Raw genomic sequence first — 262 nt, 5'->3', positions numbered from 1 at the left:
TGGGGAGTACGGTCGCAAGATTAAAACTCAAAGGAATTGACGGGGACCCGCACAAGCGGTGGATGATGTGGATTAATTCGATGCAACGCGAAAAACCTTACCTACCCTTGACATGGATGGAATCCCGGAGAGATTTGGGAGTGCTCGAAAGAGAACCATTACACAGGTGCTGCATGGCTGTCGTCAGCTCGTGTCGTGAGATGTTGGGTTAAGTCCCGCAACGAGCGCAACCCTTGTCATTAGTTGCTACGAAAGGGCACTC

General features: G+C 51.1%; 1 rRNA gene. It reads left to right on the top strand.

The features are described from left to right. Positions 1-262, top strand: a 16S ribosomal RNA gene (locus tag GCM43_RS25640); the annotation flags it as partial.

The organism is Janthinobacterium aquaticum (assembly GCF_009208565.1).
GTDB lineage: Bacteria > Pseudomonadota > Gammaproteobacteria > Burkholderiales > Burkholderiaceae_D > Janthinobacterium.
This window is presented reverse-complemented; position numbering and strand designations above follow the sequence as displayed.